At 36.9% G+C, this 21,000-nt stretch carries 29 protein-coding genes; 1 reads left to right on the top strand and 28 read right to left on the bottom strand.

What is annotated here, in order from left to right:
- Window positions 1-97: 97 nt before the first annotated feature.
- From A9G40_RS05105 to A9G40_RS15765, 6 genes are all read right to left on the bottom strand, one after another.
- A complete protein-coding gene (locus tag A9G40_RS05105; protein WP_034945307.1) occupies window positions 98-2,002 on the bottom strand; it encodes an ATP-binding protein in 1,905 nt (634 codons plus the stop codon).
- Window positions 2,003-2,116: 114 nt separating this feature from the next.
- Window positions 2,117-2,950, bottom strand: a complete 834-nt coding sequence (locus tag A9G40_RS05100; protein ID WP_065582173.1) for a phage antirepressor N-terminal domain-containing protein — start codon at window positions 2,948-2,950, stop codon at window positions 2,117-2,119.
- A 274-nt stretch (window positions 2,951-3,224) separates the two neighbouring features.
- Window positions 3,225-3,998 carry a 3'-5' exonuclease gene (locus tag A9G40_RS05095; protein WP_081302157.1) on the bottom strand — a complete coding sequence of 258 codons (774 nt, stop codon included), beginning with the start codon at window positions 3,996-3,998 and terminating at the stop codon, window positions 3,225-3,227.
- Between the two features lie 8 nt (window positions 3,999-4,006).
- Complete coding sequence (locus tag A9G40_RS05090) at window positions 4,007-4,417, bottom strand: J517_1871 family lipoprotein (protein WP_081302156.1); 411 nt, start codon at window positions 4,415-4,417, stop codon at window positions 4,007-4,009.
- A 48-nt stretch (window positions 4,418-4,465) separates the two neighbouring features.
- Entirely contained in the window at window positions 4,466-7,738 is a 3,273-nt protein-coding gene (locus tag A9G40_RS05085) for a tape measure protein (protein ID WP_065582172.1), read from the bottom strand.
- 2 nt (window positions 7,739-7,740) lie between these two features.
- Window positions 7,741-7,905 (bottom strand): phage tail assembly protein T, encoded by a 165-nt coding sequence (locus A9G40_RS15765; protein ID WP_442902711.1) that lies wholly within the window; start codon window positions 7,903-7,905, stop codon window positions 7,741-7,743.
- Here A9G40_RS15765 and A9G40_RS15445 point away from each other — a divergent pair.
- Window positions 7,863-8,006 (top strand): hypothetical protein, encoded by a 144-nt coding sequence (locus A9G40_RS15445; protein ID WP_255307112.1) that lies wholly within the window; start codon window positions 7,863-7,865, stop codon window positions 8,004-8,006. The two genes, A9G40_RS15765 and A9G40_RS15445, sit on opposite strands and share 43 nt — an antisense overlap.
- 27 nt (window positions 8,007-8,033) lie before the next feature.
- On the opposite strand, the gene A9G40_RS05080 is transcribed toward A9G40_RS15445, so the two are convergent.
- The 22 genes from A9G40_RS05080 to A9G40_RS04980 all read right to left on the bottom strand — a co-directional run bounded on the left by A9G40_RS05080 (window position 8,034) and on the right by A9G40_RS04980 (window position 20,913).
- Window positions 8,034-8,405, bottom strand: a complete 372-nt coding sequence (locus A9G40_RS05080; RefSeq protein ID WP_065582171.1) for a phage tail assembly chaperone — start codon at window positions 8,403-8,405, stop codon at window positions 8,034-8,036.
- Window positions 8,405-8,875, bottom strand: coding sequence for a phage tail tube protein (locus tag A9G40_RS05075; protein WP_065582170.1), 471 nt, complete (start codon window positions 8,873-8,875; stop codon window positions 8,405-8,407). Before A9G40_RS05075 ends, A9G40_RS05080 begins: the two co-directional genes overlap by 1 nt.
- A gap of 60 nt (window positions 8,876-8,935) precedes the next feature.
- Entirely contained in the window at window positions 8,936-9,262 is a 327-nt protein-coding gene (gp17, locus tag A9G40_RS05070; protein ID WP_065582169.1) for a tail completion protein gp17, read from the bottom strand.
- Window positions 9,259-9,687: an HK97-gp10 family putative phage morphogenesis protein gene (locus A9G40_RS05065; protein WP_065582168.1), complete on the bottom strand. Its 429-nt coding sequence runs from the start codon at window positions 9,685-9,687 to the stop codon at window positions 9,259-9,261. The genes gp17 and A9G40_RS05065 overlap by 4 nt, the downstream gene beginning before the upstream one ends.
- Window positions 9,680-10,003: a phage head closure protein gene (locus A9G40_RS05060; RefSeq protein WP_065582167.1), complete on the bottom strand. Its 324-nt coding sequence runs from the start codon at window positions 10,001-10,003 to the stop codon at window positions 9,680-9,682. The genes A9G40_RS05065 and A9G40_RS05060 overlap by 8 nt, the downstream gene beginning before the upstream one ends.
- Window position 10,004: 1 nt before the next feature.
- A complete protein-coding gene (locus A9G40_RS05055; protein WP_065582166.1) occupies window positions 10,005-10,346 on the bottom strand; it encodes a head-tail connector protein in 342 nt (113 codons plus the stop codon).
- Entirely contained in the window at window positions 10,327-10,575 is a 249-nt protein-coding gene (locus tag A9G40_RS14915; protein ID WP_065582165.1) for a hypothetical protein, read from the bottom strand. The genes A9G40_RS05055 and A9G40_RS14915 overlap by 20 nt, the downstream gene beginning before the upstream one ends.
- A gap of 34 nt (window positions 10,576-10,609) precedes the next feature.
- The gene (locus A9G40_RS05045) at window positions 10,610-11,794 is read right to left on the bottom strand and encodes a phage major capsid protein (RefSeq protein WP_065582164.1); all 1,185 of its coding nucleotides are present in this window, start codon (window positions 11,792-11,794) and stop codon (window positions 10,610-10,612) included.
- Window positions 11,791-12,654 carry a head maturation protease, ClpP-related gene (locus tag A9G40_RS05040; protein WP_065582163.1) on the bottom strand — a complete coding sequence of 288 codons (864 nt, stop codon included), beginning with the start codon at window positions 12,652-12,654 and terminating at the stop codon, window positions 11,791-11,793. Before A9G40_RS05040 ends, A9G40_RS05045 begins: the two co-directional genes overlap by 4 nt.
- Window positions 12,655-12,663: 9 nt before the next feature.
- A complete protein-coding gene (locus A9G40_RS05035; RefSeq protein ID WP_065582162.1) occupies window positions 12,664-13,911 on the bottom strand; it encodes a phage portal protein in 1,248 nt (415 codons plus the stop codon).
- A gap of 153 nt (window positions 13,912-14,064) precedes the next feature.
- On the bottom strand, window positions 14,065-15,804 hold the full coding sequence (locus A9G40_RS05030) for a terminase large subunit (protein WP_065582161.1): 1,740 nt from the start codon (window positions 15,802-15,804) through the stop codon (window positions 14,065-14,067).
- A 3-nt stretch (window positions 15,805-15,807) separates the two neighbouring features.
- Window positions 15,808-16,221 (bottom strand): P27 family phage terminase small subunit, encoded by a 414-nt coding sequence (locus A9G40_RS05025; RefSeq protein WP_065582160.1) that lies wholly within the window; start codon window positions 16,219-16,221, stop codon window positions 15,808-15,810.
- 89 nt (window positions 16,222-16,310) lie between these two features.
- On the bottom strand, window positions 16,311-16,643 hold the full coding sequence (locus tag A9G40_RS05020; RefSeq protein WP_065582159.1) for an HNH endonuclease: 333 nt from the start codon (window positions 16,641-16,643) through the stop codon (window positions 16,311-16,313).
- Window positions 16,606-17,481 carry a DNA adenine methylase gene (locus A9G40_RS05015; RefSeq protein ID WP_065582158.1) on the bottom strand — a complete coding sequence of 292 codons (876 nt, stop codon included), beginning with the start codon at window positions 17,479-17,481 and terminating at the stop codon, window positions 16,606-16,608. The genes A9G40_RS05020 and A9G40_RS05015 overlap by 38 nt, the downstream gene beginning before the upstream one ends.
- Window positions 17,482-17,518: 37 nt before the next feature.
- Window positions 17,519-17,755 (bottom strand): hypothetical protein, encoded by a 237-nt coding sequence (locus A9G40_RS05010; protein WP_141675193.1) that lies wholly within the window; start codon window positions 17,753-17,755, stop codon window positions 17,519-17,521.
- Window positions 17,756-17,760: 5 nt separating this feature from the next.
- A complete protein-coding gene (locus A9G40_RS05005; protein WP_065582156.1) occupies window positions 17,761-18,123 on the bottom strand; it encodes a hypothetical protein in 363 nt (120 codons plus the stop codon).
- Between the two features lie 11 nt (window positions 18,124-18,134).
- Window positions 18,135-18,854, bottom strand: a complete 720-nt coding sequence (locus A9G40_RS05000; RefSeq protein WP_141675192.1) for a KilA-N domain-containing protein — start codon at window positions 18,852-18,854, stop codon at window positions 18,135-18,137.
- Window positions 18,855-19,090: 236 nt separating this feature from the next.
- Window positions 19,091-19,690: a hypothetical protein gene (locus A9G40_RS04995; protein ID WP_065582154.1), complete on the bottom strand. Its 600-nt coding sequence runs from the start codon at window positions 19,688-19,690 to the stop codon at window positions 19,091-19,093.
- Window positions 19,691-19,700: 10 nt separating this feature from the next.
- Complete coding sequence (gene lysC, locus A9G40_RS15760; protein ID WP_442902710.1) at window positions 19,701-19,931, bottom strand: Rz1-like lysis system protein LysC; 231 nt, start codon at window positions 19,929-19,931, stop codon at window positions 19,701-19,703.
- Entirely contained in the window at window positions 19,828-20,175 is a 348-nt protein-coding gene (locus tag A9G40_RS04990) for a DUF2570 domain-containing protein (RefSeq protein WP_065582153.1), read from the bottom strand. The genes lysC and A9G40_RS04990 overlap by 104 nt, the downstream gene beginning before the upstream one ends.
- The gene (locus A9G40_RS04985; protein WP_065582152.1) at window positions 20,172-20,615 is read right to left on the bottom strand and encodes a D-Ala-D-Ala carboxypeptidase family metallohydrolase; all 444 of its coding nucleotides are present in this window, start codon (window positions 20,613-20,615) and stop codon (window positions 20,172-20,174) included. The genes A9G40_RS04990 and A9G40_RS04985 overlap by 4 nt, the downstream gene beginning before the upstream one ends.
- Window positions 20,608-20,913: a phage holin, lambda family gene (locus A9G40_RS04980; RefSeq protein ID WP_081302152.1), complete on the bottom strand. Its 306-nt coding sequence runs from the start codon at window positions 20,911-20,913 to the stop codon at window positions 20,608-20,610. Before A9G40_RS04980 ends, A9G40_RS04985 begins: the two co-directional genes overlap by 8 nt.
- Window positions 20,914-21,000: the final 87 nt, after the last annotated feature.

Here is a 21,000-nt window from a genome sequence, read left to right as displayed (position 1 = left end):
ATTAAGCGCCATACAACTGATAATAAAAACCACCCGAAGGTGGTTTGTTCGTCTATTTGTCCGTAATCTTTGTTTTAGTGTCAAAACTAATTTAGTTTCAGTTATTATTTTTACCTTTTAAGATATTTAAAAATGTTTTATTTCTCGCAACAGCATCCGCAAAAATACTGTTTGATGAAACAAAAGTTACATGTGTCTTTGAACCTGGTAAATAACCATAATACATACATCCGTTATTACTAAAAACTTTCGTAAATGCTCTATTAGTCATAACTCTTTCAATATCTACGTCATCAGCCTTAAAATCACAGATAATATAACAATAAAAGTTATTTATATTACTTACAATTTTTTTGAGTTTTTCTTTATATTCATCAACTTGATCGATTGCAGAAGTTTTTTCTTTATAATCAATATTACCTTTCTTAAACTCAATCAAGACAACGTCTTTAAGCAACTCGCTTTCTTCAGGGCTATTATACAAAATAAATAAATCAGGTCTTTTTTCTGATGTACAATCAAAATCATTACTACCTATTTCTGTATTGATTTTTTTTATTGTTATATCTGATGCTGTGTATGTATAAGACATAAATTTATCGTCCAAAAGCCATACACAACTTTGATATAAGTGATTTTTATTATTTTCGGTTTTATCATCAACCACAACACTAGTTTTTTGTGGAAAAAATAAGTTATGTAAAACATCTTCATTTTCGTTTGAATTAGTTAAAGATAACCCTTTTTTCGCAACTAAATCCCTATGAAAGATATATTTTGCAAGTTCATGTTTATTTTGCTCAATCACTTCACAAACCAATTCATCAGCGGAAATATCAGGTTTATCGAGTAACATAGCTAGTCTATCTTCTTTTTGATTTATTCTATTTCTATAGGAATCAATGATGTTTTTTTCATTAAACTCCAAACTATTAACATCAATATCATTAAAATTTATATAGCCATATTTTTCTTCTAGTTTGCCAAGCCTTTTTTGATTATCTTCTTTGATGTTAGGCTCGCAATTATGAATAACGTCAAGGCATATATCTTTCAACTCTTTTTCAAAATTGTTATTAGGGGTAGCTAATAACATATCTACTTGAGCTAACTTATCATTAGATTGAAAATCAATTTGCGTTCTTTCTGCATTAGCCTTTTCATCAAAAAAATTTGATGTAATAGCAAATACATATTCTGTATGAAAAGTTTCAGATATCACTACTGGTTTTACTTGAATATTATTAGCACAATAATATATACGTACCCCCTGCTTTTCTTTGTTCTTAAAAGCATATATTAAAAACTCACAGTTATTATTTATATGATTGATTGTTTTGAAACAACAAATATCATTGCTTCTTACCTCATCAAACAATCTTCCATTGACTAAAAACTTAATAGAAATCTTTTTTTGGGTTTCTTGTTGTTTTAGAAAAAGCATCAAATTAAATTTTTCTTTTACAAAATTAACACAAGAAACAACTTGCGTTTTCGGATGCTTTAAATTTAAATCACTTAAATATATTTTTGTGTAAGAATGCTGTTCATCATTACAATTAGATATTTTGATATCATTCTCATCTGTTTTAAATGTAAAATCAAATTCTACACTTTTCTTTTCATTTGAAACGCTTTCAACTTTAACTGTTGACGCTAAGTTTAAAAAAGAAATGCGCCCAAGCCCTTTTCCGCCAATATTTTTTTTGTGTTCAGTTGCCACCTCAAGGAAAGCATCAATATTTTGTCTAGTTAATCCATCGCCATTATCTTCTATAATTAATTTATTTAAATTACCAAGATTTGATTCTTCTCCATCTAGTGTTTTTTCGTAAGCAAATTGAAAATCAATACAAATATTGGTGGCGTTAGCTTGTATGGAATTCATAATTGCTTCTCTTAAAGCATCATTAACGGTAACCCCTTTATAAAAATACGATGCAATTCTAGCAAAGTTGGTTTTCATTATATCAATATCTTCATTGTTTAAGTTTATATTCATGATAACCTTAATATATTTAAACGGCAATCTGTGTATTATTAAAAACTAGACATATTCCCCGCCATAAAAGGCGGGACCCAGCTACAATTATAAGCATTGATTTGAATTTGAGTTTTAATTTAGATAATCAATATCCGCCGCAAAGTTTATTATTTTTGATTTTGAGCCAATATCTATTTCACTGCGAATAAAATTAAGTGATAAACCAATATTTACTTGAATCTTATTTAACGCGGTTGAAAAGCTATAATGTAAAGCAGGGCTATTTTTATTTAGAAAATCGGAAAGCGCATCATTATATAAATCGAATACCTTATAATAATATTCTTGTATTGTTGCTAAGTAGTTGTACTGACGCTTTAGATTATCAATGTTAATCGATTTAAAGTTTCTCATGCTTACACCGCCAAGCCACTCTATAGCTTCGTTGAACTTGCTAGCAGGTAAATCTTGGTAGCGTGGTATCTTAAATTGTTGATGAAATTTTGAATAAACAGCCTGATGTCGTTCTCCTGTTCGATATACTCGCTCGTTGACAGCTTGTTGGATTTGCTGTTGTTGCTCGGGCGAAATTGTGTTAGGGAACTGTTGCGCTACTTTTGGCATAAAGTGATTATAAAGTACATCGAAACATTCTAATTGATATTGTTTTAAAATAGGTTTTATTTCTGGATTAACCCTGCTTAATTCTATACCTGCAAGCCAACCGTTGAGGTAGCCAAGAGGTAAACATAAAACATCTCTATTTTTACCGTCTTTTGCAACTACCTTTATCATAAAGGCAGTTGAATTAAGTATTTCATTTCTTTTAATTCTTTGCCTTTGAGCTTCCCAATCCAAACCTATGTTTTCGCATATTGGCTTGATAGCAACATAAGGCTTATTATTATAATTAAGAATTGATATTTGTTGATTGTGAAATTGAACTAATTGAATTTGATTTGACATGCTATATCCTTTGAGTTTTATTGTTATCCCCCCCCATGTTGATTGAGGGCGGTCGGGTGCTTCAACACTGCTCAAAGTCAGCCTGCATTGTTCCCTTTCGGTATTGTATTATGCACGCCACCCGACCATAAAATCTGGATATAAAAATACCGCATAAACTATCGGGCGCGGTTTCCGCTTTGAGTTGGTGTGTTGAGCACCTATTTAGAATATATATTAAGTTAACAAATAAAGTCAACTAATATTATTTTATTGGTGCGCTCTCGACATTCTTTTAGAGGTTAAGAAAACTATTAATTATAGATAAAACTGTTTTACAATCAGTTAAAGACCTATGCTTTTGACCTTCTATTTGCACCTTTCTCAATCTGGCTATAAAGTCAAGTGACTTGAAAAGATATTCTCCATTTCTTTTTTTCTCTCCATTCCATTGAGCCATAAGTTTCATAACGCATGCACTTTTAAATGTCGGAGATGGAACTTCAGATAATCTGCATGTTTGCATAATTAAACGTTTGTCATAACGTTCATTATAAATAAAAACCAAATCGGCTGATTTAACTATTTTTCTAAACTCTTTATAAATATCTTCCCATAGAGGAGCGTCTTTCACCATTTCATTTGTGATGCCATGAATGTTAATGGCATCTACAGGTATTTTTCTTTTTGGTTTAATCAAGGTATCAAGTAAAACATTACCTTTTAAGTCAATAATGCTTACTTCGATAATTTCAGCTTTTTCATCCAAACCAGTCGTTTCAGTGTCTAAGATTAGCGTGTTATCAGTTATTAATTTAACAAGTAAAGATCGATAATAGTTGTCACGAGAAATAGGTGGTTCTGTATAAAATTGTTTCTTCTTAGAAAGTTCTTGATAGTTAACTATCAGTTCTTTTTTTTTAAGTTTTGATATTTTTGACGGCTTCAACGGCTTATTTAAATGTTCATCTGATTGACCTTTTCTTTTTTGCAGAGGTGTCCACCAAAATATCTGTAGAAAAAATGCAATAATAAAAACAAATATACCTAATGCCGCCCACCACATCATAATTTACCTTATTTATTAAATAAATTTTGACAGAATGTTGATGACTTTGTCAGGTTATCATCTTTATAAAATTTGTACTTTGTTGTGCCATAGTAATACGACTTGGCTTCTATTACACTTCCGCTAGTGTCTGTTATTTCTAACTTCTCTCCACTTTGATAAATTATCTCTTTACCATTAAAAATTAACTTGCCATTAACATTTTTACCATTCCAAGAGTAACAAAATTCACCTGTCCCATCATTATTGATCTTCCATGTATTAAGATATGGACCAGACGCACCCACCCAAAAACCAATCATGGATGATTGCGGATTAACTTTTTTTGCTGTTATAAAATCCTCTCCATTTGCATCGCTAATTGTAGCGCACCCAGCCAATAAAAAACCTACAACACCGACTGACATTAATTTTTTCATACCATCTCCTTAATTTTTGGATAATGGTATGAAATTTCAGCCATTAGATCAACGTCTATTTAACTTGCCACCCGGGCGTGTTTGCTCATCAAGAATTGCTAGTACGGACTGTTTTATCATATTTCCGACCGCTTTTCCGTCATCCTCAGATAAACCGCCGTTACCAACATTTACAGGTACGTTTACAGTTATATTACCGCCTGATTTATTCGATGTTTGCAAGAAATCTTTTAAATCGGAGTTTGTTCTAGCATCAACTACACGCTCCCCTTTATCTAGTAACCATGTACCCTCTTTTGGGATGTTATCAATACCGCTATGCGCCATACCTGAAATTGTTTGAGCTGCGATCATGCCTACCGACGCATAGCCAAGACCTCGAATTAATGAGGCGGCAGGAACGCCCATTATTGGACCTAATTCAAGCGCCTTTGCTGCTGCAACTTCGGTGCTAATCATCGCTTGCGCTATAGCTGATGCTTTGTTAGCTAAAAACATCACTTTGTATGCAGCAGATGATTCGCCGGCGGTTTCCTTGAACATATCAGCAATCGAGCCTGTTAATGATGAGAATGTGCCGAGTGTTGCGAGTGTATATGCAGACTGAATATCCTTTTGCTTTTGTTGCATAGTTTCTTCAATTTTTACGACGGCATCAGCATATTCTTGCTGACTAATTAGCTTTTGTGCTAATAAGTCGTTTTGAATTTGTAGCTGTTGCTCATTCCAGTCTCGCAGCTTTTTATCATCCTCCGCTACATTCAGTAAATCACTACCTAAACCTTTGTAAGAGTTGTGATAGCTGAATGTTGGTGCTGATTCAGCGGCTTTTTTAGCCATTCTATTAAGCAGTTCTTCACGTTCTTTTAATGATAGATTTGCTTTTTCGATAATCGATAAATGCTGCTTGTAAGTATCTAGCTGTTGCTCCGCTGGAGTGCGTAAAGAATCCATTATTGATTTATATTCTTTTTGCGCATTTAGCTTATCTAACTCGATAGCTTTTGATTCTAATGCTTTCTTTTGAATATCTGTTAACTTGCTTAGTTCGCCCTCCGCTAATTGCCTGCGGATTTTTTGTAGCTCAGTGATATCTGTATATGCATTGATTTGGTTGTTGAGTTTATCTAACTGCGACTTATACAGTTCTGCTGCGCTCTTGATTGTTTTAGTGTGCTTGAAGCCCTCTTGTAGCTTGAAGCTTTCACGTAGATTTTTTGCAAATTCCGATAGTTTTTGAGCGAGTTTATCAGTCATTTTCCCTGATAAATCCGCCCCTTTCGCTAATGCAATTAAATCATCTGCATGTTCAAGCGCAGCATCGCCAGCTGCTCGTTGTAGCCCTGCAAGCACATATGCTGCTTCCGCTCCAGCATCTGCTTTGACGTTGTTAACATCAAGTTGCTGACTAAGTACACCAAGCTGATTTTCTAAATTTGGAAAATCTTTTACGTCAAGCTCTTTTAATCCTTCTGCTGCCTGTTTAGATGCTTTCCCGATAGCGTCTAATTTTTCCTTGCTTTCAGCGAACTTTTGTGCTGAAGATGTTACCCCTTTAATTAAATTACCCAACGCCAAGCCAAACTGCTCATTGCCTTTTACGGCTAATCTAATTTTTTCATTAGCCTCACCAAATTTATTTCCAAATTCAGTATGCGTAATTTCTCCGTTTTCTAGTTGTTTATACAACTCTCGAACACTAGCAATATATTCCGTTAATGCTTGCTTGTCTTCTTTTGACGTGAATGGCACAACTGGGGGGTATGTTCCATTTTTGTTTTCAGTATATTGTATAAGCCGTTTAGATAACTCCTGTTCTAATTTGTTTATTTCATCATCAACCGCTTTCGCATCAACTTTAACATCAGTAGTTAGTTCTGATGTTAAAACTTGCTGTCGTGCTGTATGAAGTTCTTTAAACTTAGCGAGTAGTTGATCAACCGGTAGTTGTAATTCTTCGATCGGCTTCTTAGCTTTATCTGCGCCGTCGCCAATTGCAAAAAATGCAGCACCAACGGATAGCAATGTTGTAGCTAAACCAAGCGGACCACCAAGCATTCCAAGCAAACCACTGCCTGCTCGTGATAACAGATTAAACTTGCTAGTTAGCACATTTACTTTTGTTTGTGCAGCAGCTAGCGCATTATTTGCTTGTGTTTGACGATTAATAGCTGCTGTTAAATTATTTTGCGCAACAAGACTAGCTTTTAAACCAACGGCACGTTGCGCTTCAAAACGTGCAGCATTTACCTCGGCAGCCGCTTTTAATTGCAGGCTTTTAACCGCGGCTAGCTGTGCTTGCGCTTGAGATATTTGCGCTGTTCGATTTGCTAGTGTTGTTTTTGTTGCATTGAAAACAGATAGCGAAAGTCCGCTAAAATATCGTGATAATCCTGCGGCAGTTAAAACTGCGCCAGCACCAGTAATCAAATGAATATTGTCCGCAACGACTTTCAAACCACTAGCAACACTTTGTGTAATCCCCATGTTGCTATTTATCTCACCGATTAACGACTTGAAGCTGTTTGAAACCTGAGTAAAACCATCTTTTACGGTATTACCCATGCCGTCCGCCATGGCGCCCGTTTCGTCTTTCACCTTTATCATTGCATCGGCTAATTGACGCATTGATATTTGACCGCTCATCCCAAGTTGTTTTATAACGACTTCGGCTTTACCCGTTGAGTTTGCCAGAGCTGTAACAACATTCGGCGTAGATGCCATTATCGATTTCCAGTCGTTACTACTAACTTTACCGGTGATCATCGATTTAGTGATTGCGTTAATGCTTGTTGATACTTTATCTGCTGATGTCGCATTTATTGTGTAGCTGTTTGACATTGCCTCGATAAAGTCGATCGTGTCATTTGTGCTATAACCCAAATCCCGCATTGATGATGCTGTGGCCACGTACAGCTCTTGCGAATCTTCGATGGCTTTAGCATTACGATTGCTAATTTCAAGCAAGCGACCCTGTACTTGCTCATAATTATCAGCTGAACCCTCGACAGATGTAATAGCCATTCTAATACGAGCAGCCATTTGCCCCCAGTCATCAGCCATATTCACAATACTAGTAAATGCAAATCCTCCAGCAAACGCAGCAGCCAGCCCCACGGCTGAGGATTTTAATTGACTTAACTGAACATTCATTGCTTGAACTGAGCGATTATTGCTAGCAATGTATGCATCAAAACGCTTTGAGCGCTCTTCCATTGTTTTATAATAATCTGTACCAAGTCGTGATGCTCGACTCATTTCTCGTTGATATGATGATGAGTCGGCTGTAACTCGGATTGCCAATTCTCGCAATGTTGCCATAATTATTTCCCAAGTAAATTTGATAGCGCGTCAAATATGCTGACAGGCTCTTTCTTCTCTTCTTTGAATTTAAGTAAACAGTCCTCAAACTCGACTTTTGCACCTTGTGAGCGATAGATAGCTGATGCGACTTGTGCGGCGTGCCAGTCGTGGCGTTCGTCGCCGATCGGGTTTAATTTGTCGAATGCGACCCAGTAGTAAAATTCCCTTACTGATAGCGTTTGCTCAAGCTCGGCAAGAGTTTTACCGAGCCTTAATGCTAATTTAAGCTTAAAAAACAGCTCAGGATCGCTTTCTACTTTTTTTCAGCATCGGCGATTGGTTCGCTAGATAAACCGAGCAAATTAATTGCATCATTAACTAGCCGAGTGTGAATTGGCCCGTAGTTTTCAACTAAATCATCGACACCATCACAAAAAACTAAATCGCCATTATCGTCCAGTAGAATTGCTGAAAATAGCGTTGCTTCCGCCTTAATATTCAGCGCATCTTTTTCGTGATCGGTTAGTGATTTGCTTTCCGTAATATCTTTAATTGATTTAATATAACGGTGGAAATCAGTGTGTAACGGCTCACGAACAGTGACCGTTACATTCCACTCGCTAACATGAATTTTTTTTGTGCGAAAGCCTGAATTTTTTGCTGTAATAATTTGTTTTAAATTCATTATTTTTGTCCTGAATTGGCTGGTGAAACATTAAAAACAAACTTGCCCTTCACTTTGAATGAAAATGAACCTGTTACAACACCATTTTTTGCGCCTTTAAATTCATAGCTAGTTACACGCGCAATCCAGTCGATTGAGCTACCGTCCTCATATTTGATCTGAAATGCGTAGTTATCACCAGTATCATACGATTTGCGTAAAACTTGCTGTGCAGCGTTGCCGATAACAAAATTAGCATTCATGGATACCGTCGCTTCCGCGGGTAAGCCACTAATAGTCTCTTTTGTGATAGAGGAAAGTGTCGATACGTCGATTTCTTCGCCCTCTGGCGCTGTCATTGAGTAATCAGTTACTGTGCATTCTAGACTAAGCTTTGCTGTTGACTGCGCAATAAATTTAAGGGACGGATCTTTACTAACAAAAACACCAACATCCCTTGTTTTGGTATATTCACTTTGTACTTCTGCCATATTAATATCTCCAAAATAAAAAACCGCAGTTAAGCGGCATAAAAATGGTTAAATAGGTAATTATTGAATGAAAAATTCTAATGTTGAGCGATATAGCTCAGTTTCTGATTCGTAGTTTTGACGACTAGTAATATTGAATGGTTTTAATTGTTTCAGTTTTTCGTACGCTTGTTGTTTAATGGTTTCAGCTTCGAGCAGTGTTTTAGCATAGATATCAACCTGAAAACAATACTCAACAGATGATTGACCACACATGACATCGTCATAAACTTCTGATATTTTTGTGTAACAGATGTAAGGAGGGCTTGTTCCCTGAGGCGCAACTAATGGACTTACCCGTCCGTCGCACAAGGTTTTTAGTGTGTTATTGATTTTAGCTTCAATCATTTTGAGAAAATCTCATCAATATCTTTTAAAAACTGTTCAAATGCTGCATCTTCTGCCTTTTTTATATTTGCATCAAAAGCAGGACGAACAAAAGGACGCGCTGACATTTTTGACGTGCCGTTTTCGATCATCCACCAGTAAAATGGCAAAGTTTGTTTGCTTTTGCCTTTTTTTGATTTTTTGATTACTCGAATTTTTTTAAACTTAACGCCAGCAGTTAGCGATCCCCTTGCTGTATCGACCGATACCGATTTTTTTAATCGCCCAGTACGAACTGGAGCGCTTGCGCGGATAGCGTCACGAAAAACCACCGCACCAGCACGAACCGCTTTTTTTGATACTTTCCGTTGTTCTGTTTTTGACAGTAACTTAAAGTCAGCTTCAAGCGCTTTAAATCCAGTAATAGATAATGTTGGTTTAATCATAACGAACACCTTTTTGGCACGGCAATTCAAGCCTTGTCCTTTTCACATCTTCTAATACTGCTTTGATGTCGTAATAAGTACCGTTGCACATTACACGCATATCAGACGTGATATCATTTCGATATCGAATTAGAATTTTGCAATCTGTTTGCGTTTGTTCAGCTTGTGAGCTTTGATACTCTTTTCCCGACACGTCACGAATTTCAGCTCGTACAGTGCACACATCGACCCATTTATTAACTAGTTGTCCCAGTTCGTCTGTACGATTGATTTGCTTCTGAAAAGTTACTTGGTTACGTAATTTGCCTGACTGCATACTAAACACCTATATGAATTCGATATGGGTTTAACAATCGTTCAAATCCATATTTAACATTTGATGAATTTGCGGTGCTGGTTTCTTCTCTATTTTCATAAAGATGTCCCAATAATAAAAGAACAGCGGATTTAAAACTTGAATTGACTAACATCGGACGATCTCCTGCTTTATTTGAAAAAACAGCTTGTTTTAGTTCGTCATCTGTTGCGTAAACTTGTCGCTCCAAGAAATTAATTGCTTGTTCCTCTGCGGCCTCAAGCTTTAATTGAATATCAGCATCATCAAAATTATGGTCAATGCGCAGATGTAATTTTACTTCATCAAGCGTTATCAGTGACATCTTTTTTAGCCTTTTTTTTCGTGTTAGGTTGAGAGGCTTTATCAGCATTAGAAGACAGCTGATCTTCTTCCGTGTTAACATTGTCTTTCTCGTGATAGTGTTTAACCATGCCATTTGATACAAAATAGGACAGGTCTAATTTATCAACTTCAAACGGTGGCGATTGAGGTGTTCTGATTGTTCCGCCGTAATCAAAACTTTTTAAAGCAATTACTTTTATTTTTTCCATAGCAAATAAAGGCGAGTTGCCTCGCCATTCTCCTTTACACTGTTGGTGTTACTTCACCCGTTACAAATGCTTCTGGGCGATATACAGCTAATGCTAATCGCTCTTCGGCTCGAATGGTGATCATGTTATTTTCAAAGTCTTTGTCATTCTCTGTAGAAATCAAGACTTCCATATCCATTCTGTCAAAAATTTGAGCTGCCATATTGAATGCACCCACTAGGAAATTATTTGAGTTCATGGCTTGAGTTGCTACAACAGGCAAATTCCACAATCGAGGAGTTGTACCGTCAATAGGATTTCCGATGAGATAGCGCCCCTCTTTGTCTTTTGTTAACTCAATACCTGCCCAATCAATTGGATTTAAAACGATACCATTAGCAGGAAATTCTGCTAATACAGATTGAAGTAACGCTAGACGGATGCGATCAATTGCGGTTGCATTGTCAACAGATAATGACGGGGTGAAACTGGAGGCTTGAGGAACAATACCGAGAATATTAGATCCAGAACCATTACCAAACAATAATTGCTTTTCTTCTGCTAGCTGTAAACCATTACGCGCTCGCCCGTCAATGTAACTAATCAACCCAGAAACATCGTCTAAAATCTGACGAGAAGCTTTAAATAAGTGAGCAATAGTGCGTACTGGTGAATTAACTAATCCAAATGTAATGTCAGAATAAGGCTTTGCATTGCTCTCACCAACAGTTGTTGCATTATTTGTAAATCCAGTTTCTCGGACAAATTCAATTGAGTTCGAATTAGTAGTTCCCGGGATCAGTAAATCACGGATCGTCATGCGACGAACTGGCGGTGCAATAATCCCAGCTTGGCGGTCTGGAGCAACAATATTCGTTGTTGTGGTCGTAATCGCCGAACGAGGAGCGTTCACACGTACTGAACCTCGAAACGAGGCATTCATATTAGCATTTCTGAATGATTCGCTTTCAACAACCATTTGCCCTAGTGATTGTACAGCCTCTTTTTGGTTATCCCGTGGTCGTTCCAGCTTTTGCGTAATATCATTTAACTTGGCTTGTAATTCATTGAATTTAGCTAATGCTGTGTCTGCATTCGCTTTTGATTCTGCACTTAATTGCTGGTGCGCTTTAATTTCTTTTTCAGATTTCTCAGCATAACCTTTTAATGTGTCTCCAACGCTTTTAAGATCAGCTTGGACTTGTTTATACTCTTGTTCTAATTGTGCTAAATTTGTCATTTTAAAATACCTTTTAGTGAATTTGATAATTTTGCTGTAGAGCCAATCTCTACGTTTATTTGAACATCAGAAGCAGCGCACGGCGTGCTTTCGCTAGCAGCGCTAGACATGCTAGTTTTTAGTTCTTGAATGAATTTTCGACGCTCAGTTCTCGGTAATTGAGCTTTGGCGAGCAGGGCGTCTAATTTTTTTATTGATGAATTCGGATCGGATTCTTTTTGTTTTGTTACAACATCGGCGGGTAGTAATGAATCAGCAAAACCTTGTTCAACCGCATCATTACCGACAATGTGAGTTTCATTATCCATCATTGATATGATTACGTTTTTATCCAACCCTGATCTGGTTGCATAAATATCTGACATTGCTAAATCGAACGGCTCGATTGTTTCCGCTGTTGCTCTAAAATCATGCCGATTGCCTACAGCGTGCAACCAACAATTATGTATCATTAAAAATCCTGCTCTGGCTATTTGCAGCTCATCAGCAGCCATTGCAATTATTGATGCGGCCGACGCAGCAATACCGATAATTTTTACGGTGATCTTCCCACCATGATTGCGGAGAAGGTTATAGATAGCAAACCCCTCAAACATATTACCGCCGGGCGAATTAATATAGACAGTAACATCTCGGTCATTACCTATCTGTCTGAGCGCTGCGGCAATTCGTTTTGCGGTCACTCCCTCCCCCGTCAAATAATCAATGCCGATAGGATCTAAAATTGAAATAGTGTTATCATCTTCTATTTCCGCTCTAATCCCTGATTCCCATTTATTTAATGCGTCTGCACTCAAATCGAATGCGACAGGCACTTTTTGTAGCGTTTGTGGTGCTACTGGTAGATTTTGTTTTTTCATTGAAAGCCTTTATTTATCAGATTTTCCTAGCGCATCAATTGGCGCCATTGCGGTTTGAATTGTTAATACGTCAGCGTTGCCGCCGCGTTTTGGTAGGTTTTCTTTTGTGCGCACTTCATCACGAGTATAAATGCCATTATTTACCATTGCTGAATAAAAGCTTGCTCTTGCTGAACTATCCCCCTTTAATAACCCATCTAGGCTAAATTCAGCATAATATTTACTGCGATCTTGTGGTGATAATAACCGTTTATTGATTGATTGCTGAATTCGAGTGATCCACGGGTTCAGGTTGAATGTAACAAATGCTATCATTTGCTGCTCTAACCCCGATCCCCAGCTAGTATTTTTTTCTGTGTACCCAATCATCCACGGCGGAACGCGAAACCATCGGCAAATCTCCTCAATACTGAATTTTCTAGATTCAAGTAATTGCGCGTCTTCTGGACTAATCCCTATTTGTTTAGCTTCTAACCCATATTCTAAAATAGGCGATTTACCTGCATTCATTGCTCCTGAAATCTCACGAACACTAGCGCGAAATTCGTCGCGCTGCTCTTTTTTGATGATCTTGTCGGTAGAAAATGCAACGGTAGGCATTAACCCGTTTTTAAATGTACTATTAGCTGCAACATCCGCAGACATTGCAGAGCCTATTACATTTGCACCATATTGGATTGGCGAAACACCAGTAATACCATCTAATGTGAATGCTCGAGTGTGAAACATGTCATTTTCTGATATTTCTCGTTTACCATTCCTGTTTGAATATTCATACAGTAAACTGCCGTCCGGCTGAATTTTGGATTTCACACATTGTGGAGGCAGGAAATTTATAGCGGATACAGTGCTGGCGGTTCGTCTTATTTCTGCATACGCATTGCCACGCAATAACATTGATGCTAACTCAATTTGCCAAAATTCAAACGGTGTATTGTTATAATTTGGGCTAGAATGTAAAACATCATGTAACTGATGATCACAGGCCACTCTGCGACCGCCATCAGGCAGCCGCTCGTATAGATTTAATGGTAATGTTGAGACGGTGTCAGAAATAAGCCCAACACACGCCCACACCGCAGATAATCTCAATGATTTATCTACAGATATATTTTGTCCGCTAGCAGATTGCCAGCCCAAAAAATTAGCCCAGAATTCACTATCAGAGGGTCTGATTGTGTTACCGCCGGTATCAAGTATCTCACTTTTTGGCGACCTCACCGAATCAGCAATAACCTGAAAAAAGTTTTTAGCCATTTGTTAAGCCTCGTTTTATAAAATACGCTGATGCAAACGAGCATAAAGAGGCGGTTAAAATTGAATACTGATATCCAAATATTAGATATGCAGCAATAATCAGCAATACAAAGCCAAATAAGCTAAAAGCCATGAATAAAATTAATGCTAGTTTCATATTATTAATACGTCCTTAAATGCTGCCTCAATATCTTCATCTTCGTTAACTTCAATGTCCGCTATCATTACACCAATACTCATTAACATACTGACCAAATAGTCAATTTTGTCAGCCGATTTCTTTTTATCAGGAGCCATATTCAAGTTTGGATCTCGCCTCGCCACCATGTTTGACGCGCACCATCTAAGCACGGGATTACCTCCGTGATGTAATTTTCCTGATACATAATAAATTTCAGTCGCTTGCATAGCTGGATGATAAGATTTTGCACCTTGTATAAATTGAATCATTGGTACATCTTCGGCGACAAGATTGTTAACTAACGTTTGTGCATTCCATGAGTCATAAGCTATGTTTACTATATTGAATTTATTAAATAATTCCAATATATCTGATTCAATTACAGTATAATCAGTTACGTCCCCTTCCGTTTGCTTGATATGGCCTTTTTCAACCCAACCCGCATACGGCACTGTGCCCCTTTCTGTTCGATAACTTATTGCTGATGTTGGGCACCAACCCCAGTTATAAGTATAAATTTCACCGTCAATATTCCACGTCAAACTTAGCGACGTTAAATCACTTGTTGAGGCTAAATCGAGACCACCATAACAAGGGTAATCTTTTAGAAATTCTAAATCTACTTGCCCGTCACATTTATCCCATTTCCTTAAATCTATCCATATATCAGCGGCTGATGATGGTTTGTTAAGCCTCTTGATTCTAAACTCCGCCATTTTAGATGGCATTTGTTTGGCTTCAATCGCAGCTTTTTTTATCTCATCAAGTAAATAAGGGTTTATGTCAATAAACGGGCTGGCTTTTATCCATGATTCGGGATTTAATTCTTCATCGTCATCATCTAGCGCATAAAAAACCACCAAGAAGTGATCTGCTTCATCCTTAAAACTTCCTTTCAACAAATCCTGTGCAAATTTTCTTATTTCTTGCCATGGTCCAGCATTAACATAACCCTCTGTTGTCGTGTATAAAATAAGAGGATTTGCTCTAGCGCCTAACGCTGATTGTAAAACATTTAATAAATCAGCCGTTTTATGTGCATGAATTTCATCTATCCCAATATGTGATGGATTTAGTCCATCTTGTGTTGATGCTTTTGCGTGAATTGGTTTGAAGCTTGAGTTTGTTTCAAATCTAGATATTGATTTCGACCAACATTCAAGTCCAAACGCTTCTCGAATATCGAATGTTTTCTCAACCATTATTTTAGCTGTATCGAAAATTATTCGCGCTTGAGGGAATGTTGTTGCCGCACTAATTACTTCCGCTCCATTTTCTGGTTCACAGCAAAGACAATAAAGCAATATCCCCGCTGATAATGTGCTTTTTGCATTTTTACGAGCAACAGCAAACAGCGCAGACGAAAACCTGCGAGGATAAAACTTATCATCATCAGCCCAATCTTTTATTTTAATAAAAGTCTTTTTTCTGAATCCAAATAATTGAACTACAAAAAATATATGTGATGGATGTAAAACTATTGTAGGTGGGTCCCAATTACCCTTGGCGTGTGGTAATTTTTCTAAAAAATCGCACGCATCTTTTGCATGCCATTCATCAAAAAAAAACGGGCATTTTTTTTTGTCCGCTCTCTTTAAATCATCTAAAAATCGCTTGGCAGCTTGCCTGATCAGCTTGCAATATTTCTTACGCTCTTTATCTTTTATCGCGTCAATTGCATAATCAATCGCTATCTGAACATAATCACGCATAATTTAACTCGCTTTTCGTTTTCCATTGCCTGCAAATTTATTGCCAGTATTTTTATCGTTCTGCGTCGTTACCTTGCTACGGCTTGCAGGTGTCATACCAAATTCTGAAAATAATGCTTTCAATGCTTGATGTTCTGATGCTGTGATCTCCATGTCAGCTTTTGCTTTTTTCCTGAACATTTGCCACGCTACACATAACTGCTCTAACGGATAGAGATCCACTACCTGTAAAACTTTTGTATTTACCAATTGCGGACCTAAATTATTCCACATTTGAATACCATCGATATTTAAATGAAGTGGTGCTTCGGGGAAATCATCAATTAAATCAAATTTAGGTACATCTTGAATTTCTCTATCGGGGCGGTCGGTACCTGCGATCACCTTAAAATTGGGATCAGTCCGTTTTCTGCCCATGTTACATCCTCCTAAAAATCGGATTATTAATTTTGACGGTGTGAAAATTTGATTAGGCGGTCGGTGTCCAACTAAAAAGTTATAGACTTTTAACCCACCCCCTCTTTCTTTTTAATCTTTGCGCGGCTTTCTTTTGCTGTTTTCTTTTTATGACATTCGCTATTAATAGCCCGCAAGTTGGATTCATCATCTGTGCCGCCTCCAGACAACGGAATAATATGGTCAACCTCATTGGCAACCCTAACTAATCCTAACCGTGTACAATCATCACATTGACAGAGATAGTTATCCCTTTCAAGAATCGCTATACGCAATCGTCTCCATGGTCTACCACCTCTTCCGTTTCCCCATGATTGTTTACCGCTAACTTTAGCTGTATTGCGTTTACGATGAGGATTGAATACTTTGGGTGATACTGGCATAATCCCCCTCCCAACAATAACCATAACTCTTTTTCAAAATCAAAAAGTCTTTATATGATGATGCTCCGGTAACTTGGTTTTTAGTTTCAAATATTTCGCATTCACTAAATATATCGCTGAATGTGCAATTATCATTATTAACCATTTCAACGATTTCGCTCTTATCGCTTGTGAAATAAATAAAAGGAGGTTTCATTAGTTCAAATAACTTTACTTGATCTAATAGCCCAAAATACGTATCTTTGTGATAACCTTGTTGGGTATTGATGTATGGTGGGTCTAGCAAATATAACGACTTGCCAGTAAATTTTTTCTGCATCAATTCGATAAAAGATAAATGTGTAGTTTCAACGCCAGCTAAGTAGCCATCGCAATTAAGTGGCGTTACTGTCACTCTATTGTATAATGACCTGCTTTCAAAATCACTTATGCTAGTTGCGATGCCGCCAGAAAATAATAAATAGTTCGACAAGGTCGAGTAATCCAGATTTTCCTGTTTAGAATTTAAGTACTGAATTATTTTTTCTTTTGTTTTTGATTTTATCTTTACGCCTTTCTGAGAATCGATCACTAATGACAATAAATCTTTTCTGATTTCTTCCGTTTTGCTTATGTTAGCGAGTCGATTACTATAATTATCATAATCGTTATATATTACTCTTGCGTTTCTGCATGTATATTTAGCATTGTGAGATAACAGCCCTGAACCGCCGAAAACATCAACTATTGTCCAGCCTGAGCCGTCACCACATAATTTTTTTATTTGTTCGTTAAAAAGTTTTATAAAGTTCCGTTTTTGCCCCTGAAACGGCAGCGGGGCTTTGCTATATTTTTTCAAATCAAAATCCTGTAAATAATTAGTCTCTCGGAAAGAGTTATATTTCTTTGTTATTCAATTCAATATCAACCGGATTGTTAACCACCTCACAATCCAAATTGAAATCAACACATACACGCGGAAGTTGATTCGGTTTTGTCTCAATATTAATAGAAACTTGATTAGATAATAGTTGCCCATCTACAGCAATACCGTAACCGTAAAATCTACCGTGCTTATATAAATGAGCTAATTGAATTTGTTTCATCGTTACCCTGCGAGTATGATTAATCATTTATGTTAATGATATGTAACTGCTGATTTTGTTTCTTTCTCTTCTAAATTCATTAGCATGAAATCACTCATTAGATTGTTTAATTTATCTATCCCAGATTGATTTAAATAAAAAGTCGTGCCGATTTTTAATAAACAGCCCTCTTTTGTTTTATTCATATCAATCATTGAACCATACATACACATGCGTTCAAATTCTGAAAGCTCTCGTTCATAGAATCCCTCCAAGAAGGACGCTAGGCTGTCAGGTTCTAATTCCAAGTTTCCTCGATGATGTTTAAAAATATTATCGCCATTTATTCTAATGAGATGTTCTACATATGAGATACTAACAATGCGAGCGTAAAAAATAGGGTTTTTATTATCCATGATAGTTACCTCTATGCTGCCAAGATGAATTTAATCTGTCCCTGCGTATTAAATATTGTTGAGCAGCGAGCCTCAAAATCTTTGTAATCAATACAGCCTTTTGCAATTGTTGTTATTGCTATTAGTTGATCTTCTACTGCTTTCAAAGCCTCTGGCTTTAAAAATTGATGAATTTTTTCGCCTTTTCTTGTACGTCCTTTGATGTTCTGATAAACCTTTTCAGGTAGTACTACACCATAAACCCACTTTTGAGTTATCAGTCCAAACAATGATGGACAACCACCAGCATGATTATTGAATGGCAAGTTAGTCATTTTTGATAATGCTTGATAAAAAGGTTGTTGGAATCGTTTTTCCCATGTTTGTGGCTCTTTATGAGTTAGTATTGCTAATACTTGTTCGTCTGTGTACGTTATTGATTGAGAGCGAATGAGTTTATCTATTTGCTCATCACACCATATTTCAAAATCCACAGACAACCACCGGGCAAATCGAACGGCTAATTTAGGATGAATCCAAGTACCGCCGTTGTACTTACCTCGTTTAGTTTTTAAATATGTGATTTTCCCATATTTAAATTGCAAGGCGTTTAAATATCTTATAGTTTCGGGTAATCTAAGCCATTGAGCTGGCTCTTTATTAAACTTTTTAGCCGCTTCTGTAGCATTAATCCATCCATCATCGTTAAAGCCAACTTGATGACCATTAAAATCAAATTTAATAATATTCATGGTATTCTCCATTAGAAATGAGTTTTAGTCACACAGGGAACCAGTCCAAGAGAGGTAACCATGAAAACCATCTGGCGCCCTCTAAAACTCATTCCTAAGTGGCTCTTGTTGTTAATTGCCGTGTGATGGCAAATTTCAGATATAAAAAAACCGCAATTAAGCGGTTTGATTAAATATGCAGTTATTTTTTATAACCGCCCGGGGATTTTTATAGTTTATGTGGTAAAAGTGAATAATTATTTATTCTTGCTTTTGATGTATTCTTCTAGAATGCTAATGTCTGGTTTGCCATTGTATAGATTTTTGGAACTAAACAAATCTAATACTAGCAAAGCATTGGTCACCATCTGGTATGCGTCATACGCCATTGATTTACAGCCATTCTTACCTTTTGAGCTTTTAATAAACCTTAACGCACAATCTAATTTACCGCAAACCCAATTATCCACCCACTCAGGGAAATCTGTGTTTGCCCTGATTTCATGTAAATCACGTATTGCAACGTCAAGTTGGCTTATCGCAAACCTTTGCCAAAACGATGATTCTTCGTGCGGTTTTAATTTCTGCATTCTTGGTAACCAGTTATCTTCGTCACATTTTATTTCGCCAGTCACTTTAAACATAAACACATTCTCTTTACCAAGTAGTGTTAGTATTGGTTGAATTATATTATCAAGCAAGGTTAACCCCCGCCCTGGAAACCAATTTCTAACTTCTACAGTTGGTGATTCGTGATGTAGTTTACCGATATAAATCGGGTAAATTCCGTACGCCAAGGCGTAATGGGTATAATTCATTTGAATATATTCTTTTGAAACACGTTTAAATACTGCCATTTTTACCTCTTTAATTACTAATCTCTCTTATCGCCCTTTTATCGCTATTACACTTCTCAATAACATTTAGCAAATGCTCGTTATATCTGAGACTATCGCCGAACGTCATTCGTCTTGGTGGTAAATTTGGTGCGCAATCAACGAGTAGATTTGATGGGATTTGCTGAGTAACGTAAACTTTTCGCTCTGTTGTACAAGCTGTTAGAAACAGACACAGGCACAAACTGATTAGCGCAGTCATTATTTTTGAGTTGCTCATTGATTTGCTCCTGCCTTTCGATAGATTGATTTTCTAGCTCGCGTTTGCTTTGCTCATTATCTGCTATGATTTGATTGTTTTTAGCGATGTTCTGATTTAACTGTTCGATTTTTCCGAGCAGTTCATCGTTTGTTTTTTGAATTGCTTCTTTGTCTTTACACAAATTAACAATAACATAAATCATAAATGTAAAAATAATCGCTATTGCCGTGTATGTTTTATTCATTTTAAACCACTCAAATAAACCGTTTTACCGCCCTGCTTGGCTGCTGTTAACACTATTTGGCGATTATGTGTCGGACTAAAACCAATGTGCACCCATTGATTATGCTCTTGAATTAATTTATCGAACTGCACCCCAGCATCAACCAACTGTTGACAAATCTCTTTAGGCGTACCGAATGACGATTTAAAGTCTACCGCTAATCCCTTTGTGTGAGCGCTTGTTGCTACACCGCCAACTTTAGCATTTAGCGCAGGACAGCGATATCCAGACGTGATAATAATTGGCTTACCTAAAGCTTTTCTTACCAACTCCAGCTTAATAGCTGTTAATTGCACGTTGGGCATTAAATCAGCAGGCACAGAGTTATCAATTTTTAATCTACTAGCTGTTGTCGAGCGAGTAAACTCTTCTAGCGTAAAATGTTCAGTTAGCTTAGTCATCGTTGTTGTCAACCCTTTTTCTTAACATTGAATTTGATACTTGACGTAATTTATCAACACCTAAAAATCCAATTGCGCCACCAATAAACGGATTCATACTAACTGGTAAGCCAAAATAGTCTAGCCCACTGCTAGCAGCTAATGACAACGCACCACACAATAACGCTTCAACCCATTTACGGCGTCCGCCTACCCCGTCATATGTTAAACGACCGTAGGCTATAATGATGGATAGAATGACACCGTAAATTAATGGCGCATTCGATTGCAACCATTCCATGATTGATGATTTATACATGTTATTATTCTTCATATGAGTTAATAAGGTGACAGCGTACTAGCTATATTGAGTGGTGTGCGTGTCTAGCTTTGCTGTCGATTCTGT

The sequence above is a fragment of the Gilliamella sp. Nev3-1 genome (assembly GCF_001690435.1).
In the GTDB taxonomy this organism is placed as follows: domain Bacteria; phylum Pseudomonadota; class Gammaproteobacteria; order Enterobacterales; family Orbaceae; genus Gilliamella; species Gilliamella apicola_C.
This window is presented reverse-complemented; position numbering and strand designations above follow the sequence as displayed.